The sequence below is a fragment of the Pseudoalteromonas rubra genome, assembly GCF_000967655.1.
In the GTDB taxonomy this organism is placed as follows: Bacteria; Pseudomonadota; Gammaproteobacteria; order Enterobacterales; family Alteromonadaceae; genus Pseudoalteromonas; species Pseudoalteromonas rubra_A.
On record NZ_JXYA01000059.1, the window covers coordinates 1 to 15,372 of the forward strand.

The 15,372-nt window shown below is 49.2% G+C and carries 16 protein-coding genes and 1 pseudogene; 12 read left to right on the plus strand and 5 right to left on the minus strand.

Features of this window, described 5'->3' with window-relative positions:
• The 3 genes and pseudogenes from TW77_RS21130 to TW77_RS21140 form a co-directional block, all read left to right on the plus strand.
• Nucleotides 1-202: pseudogene (locus TW77_RS21130) on the plus strand (MBL fold metallo-hydrolase); the annotation flags it as partial.
• 88 nt (nucleotides 203-290) lie between these two features.
• On the plus strand, nucleotides 291-1,319 hold the full coding sequence (locus TW77_RS21135; RefSeq protein ID WP_046006945.1) for a helix-turn-helix domain-containing protein: 1,029 nt from the start codon (nucleotides 291-293) through the stop codon (nucleotides 1,317-1,319).
• 124 nt (nucleotides 1,320-1,443) lie between these two features.
• On the plus strand, nucleotides 1,444-2,508 hold the full coding sequence (locus TW77_RS21140) for a nuclear transport factor 2 family protein (RefSeq protein WP_046006980.1): 1,065 nt from the start codon (nucleotides 1,444-1,446) through the stop codon (nucleotides 2,506-2,508).
• A gap of 108 nt (nucleotides 2,509-2,616) precedes the next feature.
• Here the strand turns inward: TW77_RS21140 and TW77_RS21145 are convergent, their stop codons facing one another.
• The 3 genes from TW77_RS21145 to TW77_RS21155 all read right to left on the minus strand — a co-directional run bounded on the left by TW77_RS21145 (nucleotide 2,617) and on the right by TW77_RS21155 (nucleotide 6,037).
• Complete coding sequence (locus TW77_RS21145; protein ID WP_046006946.1) at nucleotides 2,617-3,360, minus strand: hypothetical protein; 744 nt, start codon at nucleotides 3,358-3,360, stop codon at nucleotides 2,617-2,619.
• Between the two features lie 359 nt (nucleotides 3,361-3,719).
• Nucleotides 3,720-5,009, minus strand: a complete 1,290-nt coding sequence (locus tag TW77_RS21150) for a peroxidase, FMP-type (protein ID WP_046006947.1) — start codon at nucleotides 5,007-5,009, stop codon at nucleotides 3,720-3,722.
• Nucleotides 5,010-5,278: 269 nt separating this feature from the next.
• Nucleotides 5,279-6,037 (minus strand): LysR substrate-binding domain-containing protein, encoded by a 759-nt coding sequence (locus TW77_RS21155; protein ID WP_240479529.1) that lies wholly within the window; start codon nucleotides 6,035-6,037, stop codon nucleotides 5,279-5,281.
• On the opposite strand from TW77_RS21155, the gene TW77_RS21160 reads away from it, so the two are divergent.
• Nucleotides 6,030-6,590 (plus strand): DJ-1/PfpI family protein, encoded by a 561-nt coding sequence (locus TW77_RS21160; protein ID WP_082078999.1) that lies wholly within the window; start codon nucleotides 6,030-6,032, stop codon nucleotides 6,588-6,590. The genes TW77_RS21155 and TW77_RS21160 overlap by 8 nt on opposite strands.
• A gap of 97 nt (nucleotides 6,591-6,687) precedes the next feature.
• Nucleotides 6,688-7,563, plus strand: coding sequence for an SDR family oxidoreductase (locus tag TW77_RS21165; protein ID WP_046006948.1), 876 nt, complete (start codon nucleotides 6,688-6,690; stop codon nucleotides 7,561-7,563).
• A gap of 155 nt (nucleotides 7,564-7,718) precedes the next feature.
• Here TW77_RS21165 and TW77_RS21170 read toward each other — a convergent pair whose 3' ends face one another.
• The gene (locus TW77_RS21170) at nucleotides 7,719-8,978 is read right to left on the minus strand and encodes a phosphatidylserine decarboxylase (protein ID WP_046006949.1); all 1,260 of its coding nucleotides are present in this window, start codon (nucleotides 8,976-8,978) and stop codon (nucleotides 7,719-7,721) included.
• A gap of 242 nt (nucleotides 8,979-9,220) precedes the next feature.
• Between TW77_RS21170 and TW77_RS25280 the strand changes: the two genes are divergently transcribed.
• Both TW77_RS25280 and TW77_RS21175 read left to right on the plus strand, forming a co-directional pair.
• Complete coding sequence (locus TW77_RS25280) at nucleotides 9,221-9,391, plus strand: DUF6435 family protein (protein WP_125780123.1); 171 nt, start codon at nucleotides 9,221-9,223, stop codon at nucleotides 9,389-9,391.
• 94 nt (nucleotides 9,392-9,485) lie between these two features.
• The gene (locus TW77_RS21175; RefSeq protein ID WP_046006950.1) at nucleotides 9,486-9,923 is read left to right on the plus strand and encodes an energy transducer TonB; all 438 of its coding nucleotides are present in this window, start codon (nucleotides 9,486-9,488) and stop codon (nucleotides 9,921-9,923) included.
• Nucleotides 9,924-9,953: 30 nt separating this feature from the next.
• On the opposite strand, the gene TW77_RS21180 is transcribed toward TW77_RS21175, so the two are convergent.
• Entirely contained in the window at nucleotides 9,954-11,297 is a 1,344-nt protein-coding gene (locus TW77_RS21180; RefSeq protein ID WP_046006951.1) for a dicarboxylate/amino acid:cation symporter, read from the minus strand.
• Nucleotides 11,298-11,472: 175 nt separating this feature from the next.
• On the opposite strand from TW77_RS21180, the gene TW77_RS21185 reads away from it, so the two are divergent.
• The 5 genes from TW77_RS21185 (at nucleotide 11,473) to TW77_RS21205 (ending at nucleotide 15,337) form a co-directional block, all read left to right on the plus strand.
• Complete coding sequence (locus TW77_RS21185; protein WP_046006952.1) at nucleotides 11,473-11,934, plus strand: GNAT family N-acetyltransferase; 462 nt, start codon at nucleotides 11,473-11,475, stop codon at nucleotides 11,932-11,934.
• Nucleotides 11,935-12,084: 150 nt separating this feature from the next.
• Nucleotides 12,085-12,837 (plus strand): ABC transporter permease, encoded by a 753-nt coding sequence (locus tag TW77_RS21190; RefSeq protein ID WP_046006953.1) that lies wholly within the window; start codon nucleotides 12,085-12,087, stop codon nucleotides 12,835-12,837.
• Nucleotides 12,837-13,535 carry an ATP-binding cassette domain-containing protein gene (locus TW77_RS21195; RefSeq protein WP_046006954.1) on the plus strand — a complete coding sequence of 233 codons (699 nt, stop codon included), beginning with the start codon at nucleotides 12,837-12,839 and terminating at the stop codon, nucleotides 13,533-13,535. Before TW77_RS21190 ends, TW77_RS21195 begins: the two co-directional genes overlap by 1 nt.
• A complete protein-coding gene (locus tag TW77_RS21200; protein ID WP_046006955.1) occupies nucleotides 13,507-14,544 on the plus strand; it encodes an MlaD family protein in 1,038 nt (345 codons plus the stop codon). Before TW77_RS21195 ends, TW77_RS21200 begins: the two co-directional genes overlap by 29 nt.
• Nucleotides 14,537-15,337 (plus strand): hypothetical protein, encoded by an 801-nt coding sequence (locus TW77_RS21205; protein ID WP_046006956.1) that lies wholly within the window; start codon nucleotides 14,537-14,539, stop codon nucleotides 15,335-15,337. The genes TW77_RS21200 and TW77_RS21205 overlap by 8 nt, the downstream gene beginning before the upstream one ends.
• Nucleotides 15,338-15,372: the final 35 nt, after the last annotated feature.

A 15,372-nucleotide genomic window follows, 5' to 3' on the forward strand; every position in this document is an offset into this window, starting at 1 on the left:
AAAGTGCGATCCCGCCGTGGTGAGTACAGTGAGGGCGCTCAAAAAACAAGGGTTAAGTGTAGAACAAATCATGGCAGATAAAAGGGTCGTTGAGTTGGTCGCGCGTTTTAACCTGCAAGGTAAGTCGCCATTTTTGCCAAGTAAAGCCTATAAACGCTTTGTACAGAGGACGCTCCAGGTTATTGAGCATGAGCCGCTGTAGTTGAAATGTACGACCGCTAAACGCCGAGCCTTGGCGTTATCGGGTTGATGTGCGATAGTGACAGCGTCTGTGACCAATCAATAAAACTATGGAATTTTCACGCTACTTTTTGTTCTTTTTTGCCTCCCTTGGCGCGTTTAACGGGGTTTTGCTTGCCATCTGGATCTATCATAAACGACAAGCGATAACCGGGGCGCCCTGGCTGTCTTTGTTGTTACTTATGCTGAGTGTTCGGATTGGCAAATCGGTCGCGTTTTATTTCAGTCCGGGACTCAGCAAAGACATTTTACAGCTCGGGTTAAGCGCCTGCTGTTTGATTGGACCAAGTCTTTTTTCCTTTTGTTTTCGGGCCCAAAGCCCGGATAAATACCGTGTGGTGCTACCCTGGCACTTTGCTGCCTGGGTATTTATGGTTGCACTAATAGGTTACTTTTATCCCTATCACAGCCATCTGGAACTTTGGCAAAGCTGGATATATCGGGGATCAAGTTATGTCTGGCTCGGATATTTGTTAGCGGCAAGCTGGGTTTGCAGGGATAAACTTGTTGCGCTTTGGTCCACACCAAGTCGTCTGGCATGGCGTGATATGCCACTGGTGGTGCTGGGTGGCGGTTGGTTGATCTGGCTTGCCTATTATACCGCGGCTTACACCTCCTATATTATGGGGGCTTTGTCATTTTCTATGGTGCTCTATCTGAGCGTGGTGGTTTACTCCGGTGCAGGCAAAGCAAAAGTAAAATATGCAGCGCAGCGTATTTCAGATCAGCAGAGCCATGAGTTGTCGGCAAAATTAACGCACTTGCTGGATGAAGAGCGCCTGTTTACCGATCCCGACCTGTCTTTACCCAGGCTGGCTCGACGCTTAGGGGTAAGTCATACCAAACTATCTCAATTTTTAAATCAGCATTATGGCTGTAACTTTAACCAATACCTGAACCGCTACCGAGTCGAGTACGCTCAGGGATTGTTATGCCAGCAGCAGAACCTGACAATGGACCACGTGGCTGAGTTGTGTGGTTTTAATGCCAGCTCAACATTTTACACGGCGTTTAAGAAATACAGCGGCCAGACCCCCAGTCAGTTCAGGGCAAGCAACACTGCTAAATTATCATCCTGAACACCCAAATTATAATCCAGGAGCTTGTTTTTTAAGGTTATGTATTATGGTGAGGTGACTTTAAGTTAACCGGAGACACACCATGAGAATTTGTCTTAAGACGATCTTGATTTTATTTTGTTTGATGCACTGGGGGCACTCCCATGCCGACGAGAGCGGGGTGATACGTGCCCTAAATGACTATCTTCAGGGGACACAAATGGGTGAGCCCGCGCGCATTAAAAATGCATTTCACCCGCAAGCTCAGTTGCTACTTTCTCATAGTACCAAGCCATTTTGGACAGTCACGGCCAGTCAATACAGTAGCTGGTTTGCCGCTAAGCAAGAAAAGCAGCGGCGGGGGAAAATTCTTTCCCTAAAAATCGATGGCGATATTGCCACAGCGCGGTTAAAAATTGCCGTCTCACCACCTTATCAGGCTTTTATCGATCACGTTTTGCTTAAACGCATTGCAGGAAAATGGCAAATCGTCAGCAAAACGGCGACACAGCAGAGCACCCAGTATAAAGATAAGAAAATCTTGTTTATTGCCTCCAGTGCCAGCTTTCATGGTGACAGCGAATTGCCAGCAGGTACCAGCTTTTCTGAACTAGTCTATGCCTATGATACTTTTATCAAAGCTGGCTATGAGGTCGATTTTATGAGTACCCGAGGTGGTGCGCTGAGCCTGTCTTATATCAATACCTCTATGCCTATTCATAAACACTATCTGTACGATCCTGAGTTTATGTATGCTATTGGCCATAGTCTGACGCCCGAGCAGGTAGACGCCTCACAGTATCATGCCGTGCATTATGTTGGGGGAAGCAATGCCATGTACGAAGTGGCAGAGCATCCGCAGATCCAGGCGATTGCTATGCAGGTTTATGAGCAGAATAACGGAATTATTTCTGCTGTGTGTCATGGCACTGCTGGAATTGTTAATTTGAAGCTTAAATCTGGAGAGTATCTGCTGGCCAATAAGCGTGTGAGCGGTTATCCCGAGTCATTTGAGCGCCAGGATGCCGCTTACTTTAAAGAATTTCCGTTTTTAATTGGTGAGCAAGTTAAAGCGCGGGGCGGGGTGTTTTTGTATGGTGAGCGCAATGCCGCTTTTGTCGAAGTAGATGGGAGATTGATCACCGGACAAAACTATTTATCTTCCGTGGCGGTTGCCCAAGCTATGATAGCTGTATTAGAGAAACTCTGAGGCATTTGGGTGGCGAGGGGGTGAACTAGCACTGTCTGGAAGGCAAGCTGGTTTATGATTACCGTGTTAATGTAGAGGCAAAAAACCTGCCTCAACCTAAATGTCAGGTTATTGATCTTGCGCCTGCCATTTTAATCGCAGTTGTACAGTTAAAACGCCAATTTGGCCGGCTTCGTTTAAGCTATAATGCGTCGTGGCGGCATGTCTGAAAGAGGTTGATACATCAGTCAGGTAGTCAATTACACTGTCCTGACAGGCTTCTCTATAGTCAACATCATCGTCGCACTGCGTGTACAAGCCATCAATAACAGGAATAAACTCAGCTTTGAAATGATCAGACAGGTCGACCAGGTAGGCATCCATAAGTGGCTTAGATGTTTGCTCAACTGCTATCAAAGAGGTACTGTAACCCCAGCAGCGCTGCCAGATCTGCGGGTGCTCTGCGGTCTCGTTTTCTAATACTGTCACCAAGTCTTCGAGTGCATTTTTGTTCTCCATCATCACTTCTGCATCATCAAATGCGGCGCAGTTATGAGGCGCACGTTTAAGCTGCGTGATGGTGTCCTTCAAAGCGCGATCATAGCTAATTCTGGCAGGTTCATGGTGGTCTCGCATTGCGGCCCACAAAGTAATGATACTCACCTGGTGTGGCGTAAAGTCATAATCCGTCGCAATACCATTGTTAAACAGCCACTGAATGTGTTTTAGTGCTTCCTGATAGTATCCGTGGTCGTATAGGAATTGTGCCCGGTCAAGTTTGGCTTGTAGTGCTGGGTCTAATTCGCCAGCCTGTGCAGAAAAGCCAAAAGCGCCAGAGGCCACAAGGGCGGTGGAAAGTAAAAGTTGTTTCATTTTGCGCTACTCCTTAGTAAAAAATGAATATGCCGAGATGCATTCGTTAGAACATCCCGAACCGTTGCTGCCTGACTTGGCAGTCGCAGTTCTTAAGCAGTATGCGTGCCAGAGTGGTTCTTTATTATTTTATTTTTATACTTTTCTCATTATATATTCTTACTTAAAGGCTTGGTTGTGTTCCCGTTCTTTGCAGGTTTGACAGTTCTGATAAAACATCGCTGTTGAAACTTTTCAGCTTTGGAGTGGTTGAGAGTTTTGCTTGTATAAGACTCAGAAGCGTTATTTGAGAGTACGTATGACAAGTGCGATGACTGCAAGCCTTTACCCCGCCTGTCATCGCATCAAGCCAGGTGGCCTTATTTTACTTTATGGTTCATGTGATGAACCTTAGCTTTAGGTGTTTTGACAGGTTTGTCGGCTTCTTCAGGCAATTCAATAGGGGTGTATCGGTCTTCTTCTGCAATGTCCTCAATACGGCGCAAAGTATTGACCTGAATATGAGGCCACTGGGTGGTTTCGCCACTGGCACCGAACATAAATTCAAAATCTACGATTTGCTCATATTGCAACTGATCTATCTCTTTGCCATTTTCGAGTTCAATTCGCTCCAGCCACATGCGATGGCGCATGCGAACCACACGGCAGTAGCGCTCAATCATAACATTATTAACGGTGGCACCCTGCACCCCGGTATCGTGCTGGCTGTCTAATTCGATCAGATCATAGCTTTTGAAATTTAACCCCTCATTGAACTGTGACAGTAACAGATTTGGCTGAACAGTGTAGGGGAACTTGGCACCATCCTCATCATAATTAAAGATATTCAGAAAATAGGCTCGGGCACTGTTTACCCCACAGTGCGCCTCGGGCTGGCCAGGGTAATCTCTTTGTTCCTCCCGTGGCAGATTTGTCCAGAATGGCTTTTTCAGGCTACCCGGGATCAGGTCGCGTTCTGGATCTATACCCATGGTCGGAGAGATAGACAGGTAGGGCTGTTCCCAAAGTTTTGCAATCTCAGGTTTTTCAGGGGCATCCGGTGTCTCTTTTTTGTCAAAATGCGTCACGTTGCCTGTCAGGTGAATCGTGGTGCCATGGGGGATCACGCCGGAGCGTGAGATAGAGTGTGGCGGGACAAACTGTGGGCCAAGTTCGCCAGGGCCAATAACCGGCACACCGCCATCTTCATCAACGGTTTCCTGGGTTGAAGGGCGGGAGAACATGGTACGTGGGTTTTGGTATTTGCCGTCCTCTTGCCACGGCATCGTGTTGTCGCCCAGCCACAAGTACATGCCGTTCTCAAAGTGTTGAAGATCGTCATTGTTATCTATGATGGCTGTTTCGTACTTAACCGGGCCATTAAACTGCTCGTTTGAGCCCGCGCGGTTGCGAACTGGCGCGTTCACTTTACTAAAGGTCAACTGCTCGCGGTATTGCTGCGACTTAAAATGGAAAACCCCAAATACGGTTTCTGAAGAAGTGCCGGGAGAGGGCATGGGCGTAGTATGCAAGCCTTTGGGCCCGCCTTTCCAGTTTACCCAGGTACCGTGAAGTTTATCGAGTATGCCAAATTGCGGCACTGTGGGTTCGTTATCCTTGACTAATTCGGGGTAAGGGCGAATGGAAGAGGGCTGTGATTTGCTTGTCATTGCATGGTCCTTATCGTGTAACGGTTGCTGACAGCGTTTTTCGTCCAAAGTGACGCGCTGTTGGCATACCTGTTTGTAAACAAAGCGCACACGACCTCTGCAGAAAAACTGCCAGATGCCCGTGTGACAACGGTATCAATAAAGAGTGGACCAAACCGATGGATTAAACCATTACGGGCTATTACAGGGAGTAAGCGACAAAGTTGTTTAAAATAATTCCAAAACAGAGGGATACACACATCCGTTACACTGAACATACACCTTACTGATCAGGGGGCTTTTTGCCTGGCAACGTTGATGAGCTCCTGCCTGAACCACCGATTTGCCTGGTCGTCTTTATTGCGGATATCCCAGTACATTTTCATCGAGAAAGGCGGAACTGACAGCGGTGGTTCAAGTATCGTGATGTTGAACTTAGCGCGAATGGCTTCTGCAAAGGTGCGTGGTGCCGTGAATATGACATCGCTGGTTTCAACAATATAAGGAGCGCTTGAAAAATTTGCGACTTTGTATTGCACCTTGCGGGTGTGGCCTAGTTTGTCCAGCGCGTCATCCACCGTACCCCGAATGTCTTTACCTGTGCCTGCCAGAATATGTGGATAGCGACAATAATTAGCCAGATCGAATGCAACGTCCAGGCAGGGATGGTCTTGCCTGACGACCGACACATAGTCGTCTTTATACAAGGTGGTCACCATCAAAGCAGGGTGACTCGATTCTATCACGCTGATTGAAAAGTCTACTTCACCACTTTCTATCTGACTGGCAAAACCACGTTTGTCGAGCTTGGCAAAGACAACCTGAATGTTAGGTGCAACTTTGCTTAGGTGTTGGATCAGGGCCGGCGCCAGTGACTGCTCAACCAGATCGCTGGTGGCAATAAAAAAAGTACGACTGGAATGGGCTGGATCGAACTGCTCCTGCGTGAGGATATGACGCTCAAAGTCATTCAGCCAGCGGTTAAGCTGGGATTGCAGGTATTCTGCACGTGGTGTCAGGATCAGCTTATTGCCCTGACGAATGACCAAAGAATCATTTAATCAGCTCAAAATTGATGACAAGACCGACAGCCCCGTCGTCAGCTTTGCTCGCATAGAGCAAATTGGCATCGACAAGTTTGACGCGGTGTTTGTACCGGGTGGCCATGCACCACTGGGTGATTTGGTTGCTAACCCTCAGCTGGGTGAGTTTTTACGTCACTTTAATGCCCAGAAAAAGCCAACCGGTTTGGTCTGCCACGGTCCGGTTGCCTTACTTTCGGCACTGCCAAATGCCGCCCAGTTCGAAGTAGCTATGAAGTCAGGAAAGAATGCCAAACCCGCAGAAGGTTGGGTGTATGAGGGGTATCGCATGACCACATTCAGTAACTCTGAAGAAGCCGTCGCAACACAATACTATCTCGGTGGTGACGAACTGTATTACTGGCCACAGGACGCATTAACCAAAGCGGGTGGAGATTATTCTCGCGGCGAAAAAGACTGGCACCCGCATATTGTGGTTGACCGCGAGCTGATCACCGGTCAGAACAACAAGTCGTCAACCGGTGTGGCATTAGCACTACTTAAGCAACTTGATCAATAAACTCACCGTACATAGCGGTACAAAACAAACATAAGGGCACTGCAAACCATCTTGTGGTGCCCTGACAGACCAGATTTAAAAAATTCAGGAGCATATTATGACACAATCAGTTCTGGTAACCGGATCAAACAGCGGGTTTGGCTATCTCATTGCAAACACTTTGGCAGACAACGGCTTTACCGTGGTGGGCACCATGCGCGACCCGGAAGGGCGCAATGCCTCGGTTGCCAATGAGCTCAGGACCAAAGGGATCCATGTTATCGATATTGACGTGACAAACGACAGTAGTGTTGAGCAGGGCGTGAAAACGGCGCTTGAGCAGGCAGGGCACATCGATGTACTGATCAATAATGCAGGTGTAGGTACTCTAGGCTGGCAGGAAAGCTTTGATATCGACGATTTTAAACGCGTATTTGACATCAATGTGTTTGGTGTGCAACGGATGACGCGTGCCTTGTTACCACATATAAAACAACGCGAGCAGGGAACGTTAGTACAGGTTTCGAGTATTTTAGGTCAGTTCGTATTGCCATTTTTGGGGTCTTACAACGCGACAAAGCATGCAGTGGAAGGCCTGGCCGAAAACTATCGGGTTGAGCTGTCTCAGTTTGGTATTCAGTCTTTGATTGTTCAGCCTGGCGGATTTGGCACTGACTTTGGCGCCAACTTACTGAGATCGAGTGATAATGCGGTTACACAAAGCTATGGTGAGTTTGCCGATGCGCCAGAACAAATGTGGGCAGGTACAGAGCAAGGTCACGATGCAGAAAATGCGCCCAGCCCGCAAATGGCGGCCGATGCTGTGCTGAAACTGCTACAAACCGATGTATCTGCACGCCCATTTAGAACCACGGTAGATGGCACAGGTTTAAATCCGGTTATTGAAGCGGTAAATGAAGCCAGAGAGCAAGCCATGCAGCATATATATAACGCTTATGGTATGGATGCTATGTTGAAAGTAAAACAAAACTAACCCCAGGTTGTTAAACGAGCGTATTCCCTAGGCTTTGTTCCCACATGGATGTGGGGATACATCACACACCTGACACATCGCTGGGCACAGCAAGCCACTTCGCTGCATGTACGCAAACAAGCGGCATTATCACGGACACTTTTACCGCCAGTTTGTTACCATTTTAATGGTGGTAAGGCTTTACCCAGACAACCTCGAACCTTCATTTGCGTGGGATTATTTGGCCCGCTAACTGGTTGCCCACCCACTTGAAACTGATACTCTCTGCCTGGTTCAAACGCCAGTACGATAGACGAGCCGCCGTAGCCAAAGTGGCCCATATATTCACCTCGCTCAATTTGAGCGCCCGTTTCAATGGCATTCACTATGCTGCCGACTCCCCAAAAGCCGATAGCAACCATGGCCACCAGCCCCAGATCGGGCGTTTTAATTACCCAGACATACCGCTGATGCTTTCCGAGCTTTTGATACCAGCCAACCTGGTCACTGCTTTTTGGCGGTAACGGGTCGTATGGGTGTCTTGGATTAAAATTATCAAAATCGTAATTGTATGACCCTTCATAAAGGCCCTGATCTATCACTGTGCCAGATACGGGGGCATGAAAATGATGGTAGTCGGTAAACCAGAGCAAAATATCAAGTAAAGGCCCGCCGACAAAACACCTGCCATAGCCTGGAATGGCTTCTGTCAGGTTAAAGTGGTCGCCGGATTTGCCGGGCAGCAGATAGCGGTTACTGGCGTGGCTTTCGTTTACCTCATACCCCCCTTTATCCAGAAAAAACACCCCGCCATCACAAGGAGACACAATCACCCCTTCATCATTGGCGCAATGACACAAAGGGCGCTCGCCGGGTTTCAGGTTACGCAGAAAAAACTGATTAAATGACTGAAATCCGCCTTGTGGGCTGTGCGGATCCGGGCGTTGGTAATCGTCAATACTAAACGGGTGCGCATCCGTGCCTTTGTATTGCATCCAGGCACTCAGGGTATCTGTGGATGAAGTGCTGTTGATCCAGTCACCGTGAAAGTTTAAAAACTGTCTGAACCAGCCTCTGAAATAGCCATCGTTGGCCAGCTTTAAACCGGCTTCGGTATTAACTAGGTAATCCCAATACTCTATGTATAAGCCCGGCTTTTCTGGGGTTGGTGTATAAGTTAACCACTCAGAAAAGAAACTTTGTAACGTATAGCCCGGCTCGCGATACAAGTAGGGCTGCCAGAAGGTGGCTAACTCTTCGCGTCTTGCAATATGGGTTTCTGAACAGACTTCGGCGAGAGCTTCAAGATACCACAACAGGTTGAGCTGATTTTCCAGAAAAACGCCATCCAGCCCCAAAATGTGCAGCTCTGCCATTGCGCTTTTTTCATCCCAGCTAATGGGATCAGGTAATGGGATAGTTGAAATATCAGTCATGTTGTTGGTCCTTTAGACTCAAAGCTGGTGAACAGGGCTAGCCAGTTTAAACTGGCGATCGAGGTTGCAATGAAGAGGGTATAGGCAAAGACTCAACTTTCGGCAATTACAGCGGATTACACCTAACTATCCGGTTAGGGACAGGGCAGGCATTCGTAACTTAGTTTGCCTTTGGGTGAGTTGATCCCTGGCGGCTTACACTACGTTTAACGAAGCACATTTGCATTTTGGAATTTCTATCTATGTTTCAGTTTTTAAAACGTGATCCGGTCAAAAAGTTGCGCAAAGCCTACGATGCTAAGCTCGAAGAGGCGATGCATGCGCAGCGAAACGGTGATATTCGGGGCTACGCAATGCTCACATCGGAGGCTGAAGCACTCTGGCAACAAATTGAGCAGCTAGAAAAAAAGTAACGTCAGTTTATCCTGACAACTTGCTTTGATGGTGCTTTGGAATTAAATGTGGTACAAGTCCTCTTTTTAATATGAAATTAGAAAGGAATGGACTGTGCGGTATTGCTTATTGGCTGGCCTGTCTTTTTTAAGCGCATTCAATGTGCAGAGTAAAACCTTGTTTGGTGATGTGAGATTGACTGAAGTTCAGCCCTCCCTGGGGCAGGTTGTCTGGGTACCTAATCCCGAGTACAAGCCGCTCTATCCGATATCTTTAGCCCGCAAGGGCACAGCAGGTTGTGCAATTTTTAAGGTCACCGTGAATGCACGGGGAAACACCGAGTCGGTCGAACTACTGTATAGTGCGCCGTCGAAGTCTTTATCCAGACCGGGCAAAAAAATACTCAGCAAATGGCCGTGGTCGACAGCGCAGGGTACAGCTGCTCAGGCCGAAGAGAAAACCGTGCGGCTCGATTTTTGTCTTGGCGGGCAATCCGTTGATGAGGCCCAGGCTCTGTGTAAAGCCCAGGCAGCGCTTAGCTGCGAAGCCTAAGCGCACTGTTGTTTGGCGTTACCCCTGATACTAGCTTGTGACCGCGTTATCCGCATTTATGTGCGCTTGCTCAGTCAGCGCCAGTTCGTCTTTTAACCAGTGGTTCATCACCACACAGGCTGTCAGATCGCCACTGACGTTAATGACGGTACGGCACATGTCCAGGATCCGGTCGACTCCTAGGATCAGGGCGATGCCAGTTGCTGGAATGCCAAAGCTGGCCAACACCGATGCCAGGATCACTATCCCCACGCCGGGTGTACTGGGTGAGCCGATTGATGCACCAACTGTGGTGAGGATCAGCAGTACAACCTGATTCATCGATAAGTCAACGCCAAATACCTGAGTAAGAAAAATAGCGGCCACAACCTGGTAAAGTGCGGTGCCATCCATGTTGATGGTTGCGCCCAGGGGAATGATGAACTGTACAATGGGTTTTTTCACTCCAAGTTGTTCCTGCGCGGTACGCATAGACAGCGGCATCACAGCCGCCGAGCTGGAGGTAGAAAAGGCTAACAGCTGAGCACTGCGGATCGCTCGTAAAAAGTTCAGTGGATGCAGTTTGCCAACCATGGAGGCTACCAGGGTATAGATAAGTAATAGGCCGGCCAGGCCCAGCAGCACAGTTGCAACGTACGCCGAGACACCGATCAGGGCATCTACGCCAATGCGAATGGTGATGTCACACAGCAGACCAAACACGGCGAGGGGAGCCAGCAACATGGCCCAGTTTACAATCTGCAAAGAAACAGACTGGATCCCATCCATAAAATCGACCAGCAATGCTTTGCGGCGCTCGGCTAACGTTGTCAGGGCCATACCAATAAAGCTGGCGTAAATAACGATGGCAAACATGTCTTTATCAAGCGTGGATTGCGTGGGGTTGGCAGGAATGATGGCTGCAACTTTATCGGGGATGGAGGTTTGGACTGCCTGCGTTGCTACAACCTGAACGGGTTGATCCGCAATGGCATTGAACAAAGCACTGTCCACATAATTACCCGGCTCTATCAGGTAGACCACAGCCAGGCCAAGAATAACCGCGACAAACGTGGTGGTGACAAAATAAGGTAAGATACGGATCCCGACTTTTTTCAGAAACCCGGTGTCTTTGTTACCGGCAATCCCCAAAATAATGGAGGAAAGCACCAAAGGGATCACCACCATCTGGATCAGCGCGAGAAAAACCTGCCCGGGCAGGGCAACCCATTGGGCAATGTCCATGGCAGCTTGCTTGCTGACCAAAGCCGCCCCCTGAGGTGAGAGCAGTAAGCCCACAGTGATGCCTAATACCAGGGCAATTACAATTTGTAGCCAGAGGCGCTTTTTTTGCAGTAAACTGGCTGGTTCTTGGGTCGATTGGGTGTCTGTCATAAGTGGTCCCTGACTAAATAGCACGATTAGAGTTAATATCCTAGCAGAATAAAACCAGTTAACATTGACCGGTATCAAAACATCCACCCACAATGATCCGTCGCTGTTACACTGCAAATAGAGGGGGTGTCAGTCAGCGATAGATTATCACCCGAACCGTTAAAAAAGGATTAAGATGAATATTCAACCCTATCAGTCTGAGTGGGCCTCAGACATTGCCGACTTGTTTCATGCCGCGGTGCATGCCATTGACGATGAGGTATATGGAAGCGCGCAAAAAGCCGTTTGGGCGCCCAGCCCACCGGACTATGCGTTTTGGTCGCAGCGGTTGGCTGAAAAACAACCCTGGGTGGCGCTGAGTAACGACCAGGTGGTCGGGTTTATTGAACTGGACTCTGACGGGCACATTGATTGTACCTACGTACATCCGGACTTTCAGGGCATTGGCGTGGCTGGCGCGCTGTACGACAAGGTCGAAGAGCAGGCAATCAAGCAAGGGTTGTCGCGTCTGTATGTAGAAGCTTCAATACTCGCCCGACACTTTTTTGCAGCGCGCGGCTTCAGCCTGATAAAGCGCAATCAAATTGAGCGACAAGGCGTTACGCTGGTGAACTTTTCTATGGAAAAACACGTGTAACTCACCTGACTAAAACCGAATCGCTTGGTTCACCAAGTAATCACGATTTGTTCACTGTATTAAAGCAAATTACTGCTACGCTTAAAGTTAACTGCATCAATAAGGGCCTTACAATGCTGTGTCTGTTGTATCAAGCAATAGGGAGCAGTCATGATTAATTACGGATTTTTACCTTTTTCAGCGTACGTGGTTTCAGACTTTTTGGTGTTCCACCGTAACCGCTCTATCAGTCTGGAGATCTTACTTCGCCAGATCCGCTTCACCGGTGTGGAAGCTTTGGGTTTGGTCATGTTAATAGCCCTGTTGATCGGGGCGCTGATCATAGTGCAGGGCTACCCGCTGTTATCTTCCATTGGCCAGGTTAAGTGGATTTACGCGATTTTAATTTCCACCATTGTCCGAGATCTCGGCCCGTTTATTGTTTGTTTTGTGGTGCTCGCCCGTTCAGGCACCGCCATTACCACAGAGCTTGGCAACATGGTGGTACGTAAGGAAATAGACGCATTAATCGCTATGGGTGTGTCGCCCATCTCCTATTTGGTTGCGCCGCGGGTGCTGGGCATGGTGGCCTCACTTATTCTGTTAATGAGCTACTTTGTGGCCTGCGGTATTTTTGGCGGTTATCTGGTGAGTAACGCCTTTGCCTCCATTCCCGTCAGCACCTTTTTTGCTAAGCTAATGGCGCAGTTACACTGGCTTGATATGGTGATCATGCTGGCCAAAGTCGCGTTTTCTGGTCTGATGATCAGCTTGATAGCCAGCTATCATGGGTTGACCGTAAAAAGTGCAATCACTGAAGTGCCACAGCGTAATATCAAGGCGGTGGGTCGGGGGTTGATAGCCTTGTGTGTGATCCATGTGTTGTTTACCTTGCTGTACTTTGCACTGATGGGTGACTGGTAATGAAGATCACGCTCAAAGACATCAGCCACAGTGTTGCGGAGCAACCCATTCTCGCCAATATCAATGTGACCCTTGAGTCCGGTCAGTGTTTGCTGATCACCGGGCGCTCGGGCAGCGGCAAATCTGTGTTATTCAGTATTATTTGTGACATTACCCGGCCGCTGCAGGGCAGTGTGCTGATCGATGACGTTGATATTGCGGCAATGACGGCGTTGCAATATGCTCGTTTTCGCCGCGATCTCGGCGTGATTTTCCAGGTTTCTGCGCTAATTTCTAACCTGACGCTCGAAGAAAACCTGCTGTTGCCTTTAAACCGCCATCATAGCCGCCTGAGTCAGGAGGAAAAGCAGCAAAAGGTGCGGGAAATTTGCCAGCAGTTTGGCCTGACTCAATACCTGGATCAGCGTACCGACCGTTTGTCGTCGGGGCTGGCGTCACTGGCGGGGCTTGCCCGAGCCTTGCTCATGGAGCCAAAAGCCCTGATCTGGGACGCACCCATGGCCCAGGTTGACCGCGCCTGGTGTCGACATGAGCTGGAGTTACTTAAGCAACTCAAAGAAAAAGGCACCACCTTAGTGTTGTGCTCAAATCGTCAGGAGCTCATCACTAGCCTGGCGGATCAGCAATTACATTTGGGCTTACCGGATGAACTAACCTTGGGGAGTGAGCATGCAGCACAAGCCCAAAAATGCCAATAGAATTGTGATTGCGTTTAGCCTCACCGGTATGTTCCTGCTGGCCACGTTTTGTATCATGATCCTGGTGAACAACCACACTTTTGCAGACAAGGTGTATTACAAAACGGTGCTGGATAATGCACGTGGGTTAAGTGCTTTGCCTGCCGTGTACTTTAAAGGCATGGAGATAGGCCGGATTGACAGTTACCAGCTTAATTTACAGAGTAACGAAATCGACGTTGAGTTTTGGGTGTTTCATGAATACAGCGAAAAAGTGGTCAAATATGCACTGTTAACCGGTGAGCAGCACCCCATATTTGATGAGGTAACAACCTTAGATTTGATTTTGCCAGAGGCGGACAAAGTCGGCCCGTTTGTGGCCCTACCAGCCGGGGCGCTGGTGCCACACGTTAACAGCGCGCTTGGCCAGCAGTATCTGTCAGCAGGTTATGTTTCTCGCGCAAAAGACGATGTAGAGTCTATTCTGACCAGCATTCAGGATTTACTCCAGAACCTGCAAAAAGAGAACAACCCAGAAGCCGGATCGCTGTTCAGGGCGCTCGACAGAGTGGCCAAGATCAGTGACCACATCATGATTGTCAGCGAAGAGTTGCGCGAGAGCGAATTGCTCCCGGAAGCCGAAAAAACGCTTAAGCAAAGTCAGGTGTGGCTTGCCCAGATGCCGCAGTTGCTGAACCAGCTTAACCAGACTTTGCTTAAAACCGACAGCATGCTCACCCAGGCTCAAACCACTTTGACGACCTATGGTCAGCCCACTGAGCTGGTGAAAGAGATCACCGACAGCCAGCTTCCTCTGGTGCTGCACAACCTCAATGCCAACCTGACGGTGATGCAGCAAATGCTCAAAGATGTGCACGGCGAGCGGGAGCAGTTTGTCCTTACAGTGCACAGTGTGCAACAAGTATTGCAGCAGATGGAAAAAACCCTGGAGGCGCTTAACAATCATCCGGTATTCAGAGATGGGATCAGCGCCCCTATTGAGAACGAAGGGATAGAAATGCATGATTAGGACAAGCGCGCTGGCAGTGTTGTGGGCGCTGTGGCTATCTGGCTGCTCGTCTGCCCCGGAGCGAGACTATCAGGTAACGACTTATCAGCGCCAGGCCGCGGCCTGGCTTGCTCAGGGCGATCGCAAACGCCAGCAAGGTGCTTACCTGCAGGCACTGGCTTACTACGATAATGCTTATCGCTATGCCAGCAAAAGACACGACGCCGAGCAAATGGGGCTGGCACGGCTTAAGCAGGCGGCGGTGCATATCAGGCAAGGTCAGCTTGAACGCGCCGAGCGGCGCATTGTGCAGGCTGAGGTATTCGCGCGATTCGAGCAGACTAAGCTTGCGCCCGCCATCGACTTTGTACGCAGCAAGCTGGCCTTTGCACGTGGTGATCAGAGGAAGGCGTTAGCGCTGGTGGCCAAACTACAAACCCAGTTTAGCGAGCAGGCAGAAAAACACATTTATTATCGCTGGGTGGGGTGGCAGTACGCACCGGCAACGCTCGATTGGAGTCAGGCGGAGCTGGATATTGCACAGCTGGCCAAGCTTAAAGCAGACAAATCGCTGAACAACATAGAAATTCAATCTTTTGTGCTCTACCACAATGTATTGTGGCGTACAGCAAGCGGGCAAAGCGGTGTGGAGCAGGCACTGGATACCGCTATCAGGCACTTTGCGTCTCTGGAGCTGAGCAACTGGCTGGCCGCGTGCTTTAAGCTGGCCGCACAATATTACGACGCAGCAGGGGAGGCGGAGCGGGCGCAATATTATCAGGCGCGCCTGACTGAGTTGAGCGGCGGCGATTAAATCCGGCCACTGCGCTGTGCTTGCCGGTTTTATCC